This is a genomic window from Methylobacter sp. BlB1, assembly GCF_015476545.1.
Classification (GTDB): Bacteria; Pseudomonadota; Gammaproteobacteria; order Methylococcales; family Methylomonadaceae; genus Methylobacter.
The window spans coordinates 1-12,626 of sequence record NZ_JADMKV010000089.1; the positions used below are offsets into that span (position 1 = coordinate 1).

The window sequence follows — 12,626 nt, forward strand, 5'->3', positions numbered from 1 at the left end:
TTCGTCGAGCAGGGCACGCGGGAAGAACTGCTGGCCCTGTGCGGCCTCGATGTGCCAGGACTCATCCGCCGCATCGAAACGTTCTGCGCTTAATCCGCAAGAGCGGCTCGCAAGCCGCTCAGATTTCAATTTTTTAATGACAACAAAAAAATGGAAAGACTTAAAAACAAAATCCGCGACATTCCCGATTTCCCTAAGCCCGGCATCATCTTCAAGGATATTACGCCATTGGTAAAAGACCCGGCTTCATTACGCCTGGCTGTTCACCAATTGCTGCAGCCATTCTTGGGCAGAGATATCACAGCCGTTGCCGGCATGGAAGCGCGAGGCTTTATTTTTGGCTCGCTCGTTGCGTGGGAACTGGATCTTCCGTTTGTGCCCTTAAGAAAGCCTGGCAAGTTACCCTACGACGTACAAAGTGTGTCTTACGACCTGGAATATGGTTCAGCCACACTGGAAGCCCATATTGATGCGTTTGATGTGAGTGACCGCGTATTACTGATCGATGACCTATTGGCTACGGGCGGAACCGCAAAAGCCAGTTGCGAACTGGTTGAAAAGATGGGAGCAAAGGTTGAAGCCTGTGCTTTTGTGATCGAACTGGACTTTCTGGAAGGGCGGGAGAAACTCGGCAATTACGAAGTCCATTCATTATTGCATTTTTAGAGCTACATCCTTGTAGCTTCTTTAACTGCTTATTTTTTAGCTTTCAATTTATCCAGTTTAGTGCTCGCCTCTTCAAATGACTTGGCTGTCGCGTCAAATGATTGGGCGGTGCTGCTGAATGAATTAGATACCTGTTCAAACTCTTTATTATCGGCGCTTAATTTCAAAGTAAAGCCTTCTGGATTGGCTGTGTCACCTGCAGCCCCCTTCTCGGCAACTGCAGCCTGACCGGAAGCCGCATTTCCGCCTTCTTCAAGCGCCGCCTCTTCATCGATATCCAGTAAATCGTCCGATGCATCGACTTTACCGTCGGCAGCCAAACTTTTACGCCACTGCAAGAAAGACTCGCGAGTAAACACATAAGGATCCAGCGCCGCTTCGTCAATAAATTTCAATGCGCCCTCGGCATTTGCCCGCGAATTGAGCATTGAAACCAACTGTACAGGCGCGCCTACATAAGTTACTGGATTTGCTGCCGTGTCAAATATCGCCCCAGGAATTCCGCGCGCCGTAGAAGGCCCTAAGAATGGCAGTACCAGATAAGAACCTTGAGGCACGCCCCAGACAGCCAAAGTCTGCTCGAAGTCTTCCTCATTCTGCTCCAGACCGACTTCCTTGGCGACATCAAATAATCCAGCCAGACCAACTGTAGTGTTAATCATAAACCGCCCGGAATCCTGAGCGCTTTGCTGGAATTTAGCCTGTAAAACATCATTCAGAACAATATTGATGTTTTTCAGGTTATTGAAAAAATTGAATACGCCTGTTTGCACAAACTGCGGCGTTACGAATTTATACGCGTCTGAAATAGGTTTAGCGACATAATCATCAACGCCATCATTAAAAGCATACATTTTTCTATTGAAGCCTTCATACGGATCGACCGGATTCGCTTCAACTTGCTGCTCAACACCTCCTGTGCTTGCGCAACCGCTCAGAGTGACAGTTGCTCCGATAAGCATGCCTGACAAAATTTGTTTGATTTTACCGTATCGGTAGCCGTTGGTGGGGTTGTTCATTAACATAAAACCTACTGTTTCGAATAATTATCAATTTTTTCGTTGATCTTAGCTATTAAGGCATCAAATCCTTCACGCTGCAAAATAGCAGTGTATTCCGATCTTTTTAACGCCAGGTCACTGACACCATTAGCTATGATGTTAATAATACGCCAGCTAGGGCCTTTCTCCTTCAGCATATAATCGAACTTCACATCTTTTTCACCAGGAACTACCAGATGAGAATGAACAACTACCCCGCCTCTTGCAGTTTCTTCTTCCGAATCAAATACAAATGATTCGCCTGAATAATCTTTAAAGTTATGAGCATAAGAAGCGATGCTCAGACGACTGAATACCTCTACAAGCTTTTGCTGCTGATCTTCGGTTAATTTTTCCCATTCTTTACCAACAACAATACGAGCGATTTTTGTCAGGTCATGACTGTTGGAAACCGGATCCTTAAGTTTCTCATATCTGCCGGAATAACCTAACTGCTTGCCGTTCTTCATTACGCCAATCAGTTCAGCCTGAAATTTTTCTACGACTTGCCTCGCTGTAGCCGCTTCTTCCTGGGCATAAGCAGTCGTCGCAAGGAAATACCACGCCAGGACCAATGCAAACTTTATACTTCTTAAAACCATAATCAAAAACCTCGTAATTATAAAGCATATTTATATCTTTTGATAAACGCGTCCTTTCCATCTTGAACGCTCCCCTTTCCAGTAACGTATCGCAGAAGTCCAGGTCATCAATAAATAAAGACTGGCTATCAACGGTAAAGCCAATCCCCAAGCCGGATTAAATTCATAAAATCGAAGGACCGGACTGTATATGAGTACCATCAACAAAATGGCCAGAATACTTAATAGGGCTGCTCCGCCTTGAAAATAAAACAGGCCGAATGAAGGCAGACAGTACATTATCAGCATGCTAACCGTGCAAATCAGCAATAATGTAACCGAGTAATAGAGCTGCGTATAGGCCGTACGCGCTACCATATCCCAAATATCGCGCAATGTTCCGTAGGGACGCTGACTCAGTACGCCATGCGTCAAGCCCATCCAGGTTTTGTATCCGGCAGATTTTACTGTTTTTGCCAATGTGCAATCATCGATAAGCGCGTCTTTAATCGAAGCCATGCCGCCGATCTGGCGCAATACATCCGTTTCCACAAAAATACATCCGCCTGCTGCCGTGGCGAACTTGCTATCAGGCCTGTTAGCCAAAGCGAACGGATAAATCATTTTAAAAAAGAAAACAAATGCGGGCATCAGCAGTTTTTCCCAAAACGAGTCAAACCGTAGTACCGCCATCAGAGACACAAAGTTAACATTTTCCAGTGAATGCTTATCCTTGAGGCTTTTGATCATGCCGGGACGCAATGCTATATCGGCATCGAGCAATAAAGTATAAGGCGTTTGCACTTGTTTGAGCCCTTGCTCCTGCGCCCATAATTTGCCTGTCCAACCGACAGGCAGTGAATCGGACCGAACAACCTTCAAAGCTTGTAGATTGGACTGATGAATGATGGACAAGGTTCTATCAGTGGACTCATCATCGACAACTATGACATTTAACCCCTGCCCTTGATGCTCCAGATCTGCCAAGGTCCTGCCAATAACCTCTTCTTCATTACGGGCAGGAATTACGACGGTAACATCACTGAGATCCGTCTGCTCATAGCCAGACGGATCCGCTTCCAACACTTCTTTAACGCTCCAGGGACGCCATGGCAGCAGCAGAACAATCAACCACACTGCTGCCGCTGCAGCGGACAAATAAAAACCAGCATCAACCATTACAATCTATTCGACCATTTCTACTCTGACTGGAATACCGGCAATTGTTGGCGCAGGCTTCTCATGCACATAATCCGGCTCAGGTTCAGGCACCATGATGCCTTCGGTTCTTGGCCCGCGAATTGATGTGAGCATCGCTTTTATTGGATGCTTGAACACGTCCTCAACGGCAGTGGCCTCATAGCCACAATGTGCCATGCAGCCGGCGCATTTAGGATTTTTTACGCTGCCGTACTTATCCCATGGCGTGGTATCAAGCAATTCTTGAAAAGTTGCGGCGCTGCCTTCGTCAGCCAATAAGTAACAGGGCTTTTGCCAACCGAACACGTTGCGCGTCGGATTGCCCCACGGCGTGCAGTTGTAGCTTTGATTACCGGCCAGAAAATCCAGATACAGCGTGGAATGATTCAATTTCCATTTACGTTTTTTGCCGATTTTAAAAATACCGCGGAATAATTCCTTGACGTCCCGGCCTTTAATGAAAACGTCCTGTTGTGGAGCCCGTTCATAGCTGAAGCCTGGCGCTATGGTAACGCCTTCCACACCCAGTTCCATTGCGTAATCAAGAAACTCGGCCACCTCTTCAGACGTTTCGCCCTGGAACAAAGTGCAGTTTATTGTGACTCTGAAACCTTTCTCCAAAGCCAGCTTTATAGCTTCAACAGCTTGATCGAAAACACCTTGCTGACATACCGAGGCGTCATGGCGATCGCGCATGCCATCGAGATGAATAGAGAAAGTGAGATAAGGCGAAGGCTTGTAATCATTGATCTTCTTTTTCAGCAATAGAGCATTTGTACACAAGTAGACAAACTTCTTGCGTGCAATGATTCCCTCAACAATTTGCGGCATCTCTTTATGGATCAGAGGTTCGCCGCCTGGGATCGATACCATTGGCGCGCCGCATTCATCCACTGCCTGCAGACACTCTTCAACAGAAAGGCGCTTGTTCAGGATTTCGTCAGGATAATCAATTTTACCGCAGCCCGCACAGGCTAAATTGCAGCGAAACAAAGGTTCCAGCATAAGAACCAAAGGATATCGCTTAACTCCTTTCAACTTTTGCTTGATTAGATAACTGCCTACAGTCAACTGTTGACGTAAAGGAACTCCCACGTGCAAACCCTCCAAAAAAATTCAATAAACTGACGACAGCCTTAGTTACAACAACTGCCTTAAAAGTATTCTTAATTACAAAAAACAAGCGTTGCAATAAAACAACAAAAAAACAATATTCCCTGAAATACAACCTTTCATATAATACAAACGCTTATCTATTGTTGAGTAGAATACTATCTTTTACTGGCCGACTCCAGTTTTTGCGATAAATTATGCATCCATGTCTCAATCCGACATGTCGTCTAGCTGATTTGCGCACACACAACAAACAGACTTAAACTGCTGTTTTTACTCTCATTAGACATCTCAACAATTCTGTCTGCCTGCCATATTAGCAACAAAACAACATTACTTTGCAAAATACCAACAAACAGTCTATTATTGCTGTCAGTACTACAACTCTTTATTAAATCCCTGTAAGTCGACATAAAAAAATTATGAACGGAACTCAAATTTCCCTGGAAAACCCAAAGTCACTCAGCAAATTATCTGATGATGAATTTCAGGCCTTATTGCTTGAAGGTGTATCCAGAACATTTGCGCTGACCATTCCCCAACTACCGGAGAAGCTATATAGCGCTGTAGCGAATGCTTATTTGCTATGCCGCATAGTCGACACTATTGAAGACGAAACCTCTTTATCGCCTGAGCAAAAAAAGTATTTTTGCTCGGAATTTATTAACGTCGTCAAAACCGGCGTCAATTCCGAACCTTTTGCCGTAGAACTGGCCCCACTGCTCTCAAAGCAGACCATTCCTGCTGAACACACGCTTATCCATGTATTGCCGCGCGTCATAGAAATCACGCACAAATTCGAACCGGATCAGATTGAAGCGCTGGCTTGCTGCGTTGAAACCATGGCTGAAGGCATGCCGATCTATCAGGCCATGGACTTGCGGGGCGGTTTGTCCACGATGGCCGACATGGATAAATATTGCTATTACGTTGCCGGTTGCGTAGGCGAGATGCTGGCCAAACTTTTTTGCCACTATTCACCGGAGATCGCCCACCATCGCGAGCAACTCCTGACTTTGTCGATTTCTTTCGGCCAGGGACTGCAAATGACCAACATTCTGAAAGATATCTGGGATGATGCTCAACGCGGCGTATGCTGGCTGCCTCAGGATATTTTTACAGAAACCGGTTTTGATCTTAAAAACCTGACGCCTGAAACCAATGATGAAAAATTCAGAAAAGGATTGGAGCACCTGATCAGCATTGCCCATGGCCATCTGCATAACGCCTTGATTTATACCCAGCTAATTCCTGCACACGAAACCGGCATTCGTAACTTCTGCCTGTGGGCGCTCGGCATGGCCGTACTGACATTGCGAAAAATCAAACAAAATCTAGACTTTAACAAATCCAGCCAGGTCAAAATTTCACGCAACAGTGTCAAGGCTACTATTTTTGCCACTAAATTAGCCGGCCACAGCAATACCATGCTATCCCTGCTTTTCAATTTAGCCGGCCGCGGACTCAAAACGCCCGACTGGACCTATAAAACATTATCCTCAAAATCCATGTCAGATCTTTAAGGACATTCCCCATGTTTACTGAAGCAATTACAGCGATAAATATCAGCACCGCACCGAGTTCATCGACTGCTATTAATTCTCATGCATTGGATCTCAATAAAGCCATAAGCAAAGCCCAAGAAAAACTATTAAGTCTGCAGGACAAAGAAGGCTTTTGGGTATTCGAACTGGAAGCGGACTGCACGATTCCGGCCGAATACATCATGATGATGCATTATCTGGGCGAGATCGACGAACCTCTTCAGGCCAAGATAGCCAATTATCTCAGATCCCGTCAGTCCAAGGATGGCAGCTATCCCTTATTCATGGGCGGCGTCGGTGATATCAGCTGCAGCGTTAAAGTCTATTACGCCTTGAAAATGGCCGGCGACTCTATCGATGCTCCGCACATGGTCAAGCTGAGAAATTACATACTGAGCCAGGGCGGCGCTGCCAAAGCCAATGTTTTCACCCGTATCGCTCTGGCGACCTTTGAGCAGATCCCCTGGCGCGGCGTGCCTTATATTCCGGTTGAAATCATGCTGTTTCCTAAATGGTTTCCCTTCCACCTGGATAAGGTTTCATACTGGTCCAGAACCGTAATGGTGCCGCTATTTGTTCTTTGCACCTTAAAAGCGACTGCCAAGAACCCGAAGAAAGTCGATATCCTGGAGCTTTTCGTTACGCATCCTGATAAAGAACAGCATTATTTTCCTGAAAGAACACCTTTAAATAAGTTTTTTCTGGCACTGGATAAACTGGGCCGTAAAACGCGTCCTTTGATCCCCAAAAAAACGCAGGCACTTGCGATCGAAAAAGCCAAGGAGTGGTTCATAGAACGCCTGAACGGCGAAGACGGCCTCGGCGCTATTTTCCCTGCTATGGTCAACGCTTATGAAGCAATGTTATTGCTGGGCATGCCTAAGGATCATGAACTGGTGGTAACTGCGCGTAAAGCCATAGACAAGTTACTGGTCATCAACGAGCATGATGCTTATTGCCAACCTTGCGTATCGCCGATTTGGGATACCGGACTTGCCGCTCTCGCCCTGCTGGAAGCTGACAAAGCCGGCAACAAAGAAAGCCTGACGCGGGCTTTTGACTGGCTGAAAAGCAAACAACTTTCCGACGAACCGGGCGACTGGCGTATTTCCAGACCCGACCTGAAGGGCGGCGGCTGGGCGTTTCAATTCGCAAATCCGCATTATCCCGATGTGGATGATACCGCAGTCGTGGCATTCGGCATGGCCGAATCAAATCTGCCGGATCTGGATGAACCCGTGCTCCGCGCTACCGACTGGATAGTTGGCATGCAATCCAGGAACGGCGGTTACGGCGCGTTCGATGTCGACAATACCTATTATTATCTGAATGAAATTCCTTTTGCCGATCACGGCGCCCTGTTAGATCCACCAACCGCCGATGTCAGCGCACGCTGCGCCATGTTGATGGGACGCGTGGCCAAGGATCACGCCGAATATCTGCCAGCCCTGGAACGGACTCTCAACTATTTGCGCAGCGAACAGGAAGCAGACGGCTCATGGTTCGGGCGTTGGGGCACCAACTACATCTATGGCACCTGGTCAGTGCTGCTAGGATTGGAGCAAACCAACCTGCCCAAGAACGACCCCATGTATACCAAAGCTGCAAAATGGCTAAAAAGCGTGCAACGCGAAGACGGCGGCTGGGGCGAAGACAACCACAGCTATCACGACACCAGACATAGCGGCAAATACCGTTTCAGCACGGCCTTCCAGACCGCCTGGGCGCTTCTGGCTCTAATGGCGGCCGGCGAAACCCATAGCCCTGAAGTAAAAGCCGGCATCGATTTTCTGCTGCGCAGCCAACAGGCTGACGGAGTCTGGAATGATAAATGCTTCACGGCTCCTGGCTTTCCAAGGGTTTTCTATTTGAAATACCACGGTTACGACAAGTTCTTCCCATTATGGGCGCTTGCCAGGTACCGCAACGAGCTTAGCAGACAGTGATTATCGGAATCGTTGTTGCTTTACCGGAAGAACTCGGCACTCTGACATCAAAAAATATTGATAAAGGGCGTTGTGTTTTTATATCCGATAAAGTACTCGTTGCTTATTCAGGCGCCGGCCCTGTCAATGCGCAAACGGCAGCCGAACTGCTGGTTTCCAGAGGCGCCACCCGGCTGATCAGCTGGGGCTGCGCCGCAGCCCTCGACGCTTCGTTGAAGCCTGGAGACCTTACCTTAGCTGACTCGTTGATAGATGCGGATCAAGTTCGGATAGATATAACCTCGGGCTGGCATAGCCACGCCAGAAATACCCTGTCAGCGCATGTGGCTGTTTATACCGGCTGCCTGGCTGAAAGCCATCAAATTGTTTCGTCCGGCAAGGACAAAAAACAGCTGCATGCCAAAACCGGCGCCATTGTATTGGACATGGAAAGCGTCGCGGTCGCCAAAATCGCCAGACAACACACACTGCCGTTTCTGGCAATCCGCGCAATTGTCGACCCAGTGAACATGAGCCTTCCCAGAGCCATCAATCGTTCGCTTAATGATCAGGGCGATGTGGTTTTAAGCAAGTTATTGATATTTCTCGCGTTGCATCCGATTGAACTGCCCGGATTAATCAAGCTGGGGCTGCATTTCAATGCTGCCAAGAATAAATTAAAGTTGGTTGCCCAACAGCTTGATATAATTAACAGCTTTGGCCAATCCAGCATAATTGCGCAAAGTCTTCATGAATAACGCAAACCATTTAAATATCCTATCCATCACTTTTGCCTTTTTGCATCGGCTCGGTTATGGGGGATTACGTTGCTTACAGCTGCCTCAGCTTATATTCCGCCATTCTGGCAGGTGTGGCAGCTGCGAGACGGCAGTTATCGTCCAACGTTGTCACGTTCACGCTCATTTGCTCTTGAATACGCCTGCCCGCTTTTAGCGCCTGCACGAACACAAGCAGCAAAAGAATTTATTTTTTTGAGGTACTTAATGTCTTTCAGCATCGCCGAACTTTTTTCCCAACACAGCACCGATAAATTTGAACTGCACGAGCAGCACCTGAACAATCAAATGGTCAGGGTTTTAAAAACTATCGGCTATGATCGTCATTACAAAAAGGCCGTCGGTCAATATCTCTATGACCAGGATGGCACCGAATATCTGGACCTGCTGAGCGGCTTTGGCGTGTTTGCGATCGGCCGGAATCATCCTACCGTCGTCAAAGCATTGAATGAATCCCTGACGCTGGAATTGCCGAACCTGGTGCAGCTCGATGTTTCGGTGCTCAGCGGCCTGCTGGCCAAGGAAATACTTAAAACCACGCCCGACAACCTGACCAAAATGTTTTTCTGCAACTCAGGTACTGAATCGGTCGAAGCAGCGATTAAATTCGCTCGCTACGTCACCAAGCGCGAAAAAATCGTTTATTGCGAGCATGGTTATCATGGTTTGACCATGGGATCGCTATCATTAAACGGCGAAGAAATTTTCCGTGAAGGTTTTGGCCCGCTGTTGCCCGGCTGCAGCGCCATACCGTTCAATGATCTCGAAGCGCTGGAAAAAGCGTTAAGCAACAAAGACGTGGCGGCGTTTATCGTTGAACCGATCCAAGGCAAAGGCGTTAACGTTCCTGATGACAATTACCTGCCCGAAGTCGAGCGACTATGCAAAAAATACGGCACGTTATTCGTCGCTGACGAAGTTCAGACAGGATTAGGCCGGACCGGAAAATTCTGGGCGATCGACCACTGGAACGTTAAGCCCGACATGATCTGTATGGCAAAAGCGCTGTCAGGCGGCTTCATTCCGGTGGGCGCAGTCGCGATGACAGCGAAAATCATGGATACCGTTTTTAACCGCATGGACAGAGCGGTCGTGCACGGCTCGACGTTCTCCAAGAACAATGCGGCGATGGCGGCAGGTCTTGCCACTCTGCATGTCATGAAAGCAGAAAACCTGGTCGAAAACAGCGACAAAGTCGGCACCGACATCATCAACAGCCTGAACGCCATGTCAGAAAAGTATGAATTCCTGAAGGAAGCGCGCGGCAAAGGCATGATGATCGCGATTGAGTTCAACTCCCCCAAAAGCCTGACGCTGAAAGCGGCCTGGGCAATGCTGGAAGCGGCCAATAAGGGCCTGTTCTGCCAGATGATCACGATTCCGCTGTTTAAAGAACACCATATTCTAAGCCAAGTCGCCGGACACGGCATGAACGTGGTCAAGCTGTTGCCGCCGTTAACCTTAACGCAAAAAGACCGTGATCATATCGTCACGGCTTTTGACAAGGTCATTGCCGACACGCACCAGATACCCGGATCGATCTGGGATTTAGGCAAGAATCTGGCCAGCCACGCAATGAAAAATAAAAAAGGGTAATAACTAATGAAAAGTTTATTCCAACTAAGTCTGTTAACGCTGTGTTTATTGCAGATAGAAGCAGTTTCCGCTCACGCCGTGGTAACGGATTATTCATTAAAAATTGCCCCTATTCGCGCCAATCAGGCAGAGAAGATCGAACTGACGTTCAACTCCCAGGTTGAACTAGGGTTGTCCCAAATTTTCCTCGTGCGTAAAGGCGATCAACATGAATTATTAAAGGCGACAAAAGGCCAGAAGAACGGCCTTATCATCGTGGAAGTCCCGCCATTAGCGCCCGGTGACTATGCCATCAGATTCAAAGTCTTCGCGGCCGACGGCCATTTAACGGAAGACGTTATTCACTTTGCTGTCTCTCAATAGGTTTAGTAACAATGGAAGCCATAGCCGACTTTCTCGATTCCCTGGTTGGCGGAGTTGACCTTGTTTGTTATTCATTAGCAATAGGCAGCTTGTTCTGGGGACTTTTTGTTTTACGCCCATGGTGCAACAACGATGGATACACCTCAGCGTTGCTGGCTAAAACCATTGCCCTTTTTTATAAGGGCGGTTTTGCCCTAGCGATGATCCAGCTTTTCAAGATCATCCTTAAAATCTGGATGATGACAGCCATCCTGGAGAAATGGCCGTTTCCTGAATTCGCCGAAACCACGCAATTCACAGGCGGTCTGATTCGCACGGTATTAACTTTGTTGCTGGCCGGTTATGCCTACCTGTACCTGCGCAAGAACCCTTTTTCCAAGCCTCACTGGATAACTGCAGGGATTATTGCGATACCCATGATTATTTCCGGCGCCTGGCTGGTGCATGCTGCCGGCCGCTTTGAAAATCAGGCATCGCTGATGACGCTGACCGTGGCCCACCAATTGGCGGCAGCGGCATGGATAGGCGGCGTCTTTCAACTGGTCAACATCTGGTTTTTGCGTCGCCATCAACTGGTTCCTGCTGAACTCTGGCCCATCATGCTGAAACGTTTCTCAATGTTCGGCATGGCCTCGGTCGCCATGATTCTGATTTCAGGCCTGCCGATGGCCTTGCAATATATCGATACCTGGAACGGCTTTATTGGTACTGGCTACGGCAATCTGTTAATGGTCAAAATAATACTGCTATGTATGGCCTTGGGTTTTGCCTGGCTGAACAGAAGCGCCGTGCTGGAATTCGGTGCTTCCGGCAACAACCATGCCTTAAACAATCGAGTGCCTTATTATATTGAGGCGGAAACACTGGTATTGGTTATTTTGTTATTCACGGCTGCCAGCCTCGCGTCACAGCCTCCGTCTATCGATATTCCGCACTTGACGGCTGCCTGGCAGGAAGTTTTAAACACATTTGCCCCCCGTATTCCACGCACCACGTCACCTACTCATGAAGCATTGATAGCCGGTGAAGCAGGTCGGGTCGCCATCGTAGGCCAAATTCCCTCGCCGGCAGCAACGGCATGGTCGGATTACAACCATAATATTGCCGGTATATTCCTGACCACGATGAGCTTCATTGCGATGCTTTCCTATATGAAGCGTTTACCGTCCGCGTTTTCCCTTTTTGATAGATATTTACCTTTAACCAAATACTGGCCTTTCGGGTTTGTCGCCTTGGGCATCTTCCTGTTTTTCCGCAGCGACGCTGAAACCTGGCCATTAGGTCCGATAGGATTCTGGGAGAGCACTTTTAATAACGGTGAAGTATTGCAGCACAGAATTGCGACCTTTCTGGTATTAGGCCTGGGCGTTATAGAACTGCGCGCCAGAATGACCAAAGACGCCACCAGCAAACTGCCTTTTGTTTTCCCCATATTGGCCGCATTCGGCGGACTCATGCTATTAACGCATTCGCATGTTGGATTTCAGGCTAAAAGCGCTTTCCTTATCCAGGTGGGCCATACCTTAATGGGTGTCTTTTCACTGGTTCTGGCGAGCGGACGCTGGCTGGAATTGAAACTGGACAGACCGGGCAAAGAAATTGCCGGGTTCGTTTCCGTTGCCGCCCTGTTTCAGATCGGACTCATTCTGATGTTCTATCGCGAACCTCTCTATTAATATGAATACATTACATCAATATTCCCTGCTTAAAGACATCAACTCGCCTGACGATGTCCGCAAGCTCAGTAAAGACCAACTGCCGGCCCTGGCCCGGGAGCTGCGCGAGTACCTGACCCACACGG

At 47.9% G+C, this 12,626-nt stretch carries 11 protein-coding genes; 7 read left to right on the plus strand and 4 right to left on the minus strand.

Annotation, left to right across the window (positions count from 1 at the left end; genetic code table 11):
- Positions 1 to 150 precede the first annotated feature (150 nt).
- Entirely contained in the window at positions 151 to 666 is a 516-nt protein-coding gene (locus IT781_RS20230; RefSeq protein WP_194971980.1) for an adenine phosphoribosyltransferase, read from the plus strand.
- A 29-nt stretch (positions 667 to 695) separates the two neighbouring features.
- Here IT781_RS20230 and IT781_RS20235 read toward each other — a convergent pair whose 3' ends face one another.
- Genes IT781_RS20235 through hpnH form a run of 4 tightly spaced genes read right to left on the minus strand, consistent with a single transcriptional unit; the run spans position 696 to position 4,582 of the window.
- Complete coding sequence (locus IT781_RS20235) at positions 696 to 1,685, minus strand: VacJ family lipoprotein (RefSeq protein WP_194971981.1); 990 nt, start codon at positions 1,683 to 1,685, stop codon at positions 696 to 698.
- An 11-nt stretch (positions 1,686 to 1,696) separates the two neighbouring features.
- On the minus strand, positions 1,697 to 2,308 hold the full coding sequence (locus IT781_RS20240; RefSeq protein ID WP_194971982.1) for an ABC transporter substrate-binding protein: 612 nt from the start codon (positions 2,306 to 2,308) through the stop codon (positions 1,697 to 1,699).
- Between the two features lie 30 nt (positions 2,309 to 2,338).
- Positions 2,339 to 3,466, minus strand: coding sequence for a glycosyltransferase (locus IT781_RS20245; RefSeq protein ID WP_194971983.1), 1,128 nt, complete (start codon positions 3,464 to 3,466; stop codon positions 2,339 to 2,341).
- A 6-nt stretch (positions 3,467 to 3,472) separates the two neighbouring features.
- Positions 3,473 to 4,582: an adenosyl-hopene transferase HpnH gene (gene hpnH, locus IT781_RS20250; RefSeq protein WP_194971984.1), complete on the minus strand. Its 1,110-nt coding sequence runs from the start codon at positions 4,580 to 4,582 to the stop codon at positions 3,473 to 3,475.
- A 440-nt stretch (positions 4,583 to 5,022) separates the two neighbouring features.
- Here hpnH and IT781_RS20255 point away from each other — a divergent pair, with 440 nt between their 5' ends.
- From IT781_RS20255 to IT781_RS20280, 6 genes are all read left to right on the plus strand, one after another.
- On the plus strand, positions 5,023 to 6,123 hold the full coding sequence (locus IT781_RS20255; protein WP_194971985.1) for a phytoene/squalene synthase family protein: 1,101 nt from the start codon (positions 5,023 to 5,025) through the stop codon (positions 6,121 to 6,123).
- Between the two features lie 11 nt (positions 6,124 to 6,134).
- Positions 6,135 to 8,090, plus strand: a complete 1,956-nt coding sequence (shc, locus tag IT781_RS20260) for a squalene--hopene cyclase (RefSeq protein WP_194971986.1) — start codon at positions 6,135 to 6,137, stop codon at positions 8,088 to 8,090.
- Complete coding sequence (locus IT781_RS20265; protein ID WP_194971987.1) at positions 8,087 to 8,827, plus strand: phosphorylase; 741 nt, start codon at positions 8,087 to 8,089, stop codon at positions 8,825 to 8,827. Before shc ends, IT781_RS20265 begins: the two co-directional genes overlap by 4 nt.
- Positions 8,828 to 9,073: 246 nt before the next feature.
- On the plus strand, positions 9,074 to 10,462 hold the full coding sequence (locus IT781_RS20270; RefSeq protein WP_194971988.1) for an aspartate aminotransferase family protein: 1,389 nt from the start codon (positions 9,074 to 9,076) through the stop codon (positions 10,460 to 10,462).
- 6 nt (positions 10,463 to 10,468) lie between these two features.
- Complete coding sequence (locus tag IT781_RS20275; protein WP_194971989.1) at positions 10,469 to 10,825, plus strand: copper resistance CopC family protein; 357 nt, start codon at positions 10,469 to 10,471, stop codon at positions 10,823 to 10,825.
- A gap of 11 nt (positions 10,826 to 10,836) precedes the next feature.
- On the plus strand, positions 10,837 to 12,501 hold the full coding sequence (locus IT781_RS20280) for a copper resistance D family protein (RefSeq protein WP_194971990.1): 1,665 nt from the start codon (positions 10,837 to 10,839) through the stop codon (positions 12,499 to 12,501).
- The last annotated feature ends 125 nt before the right edge of the window (positions 12,502 to 12,626 follow it).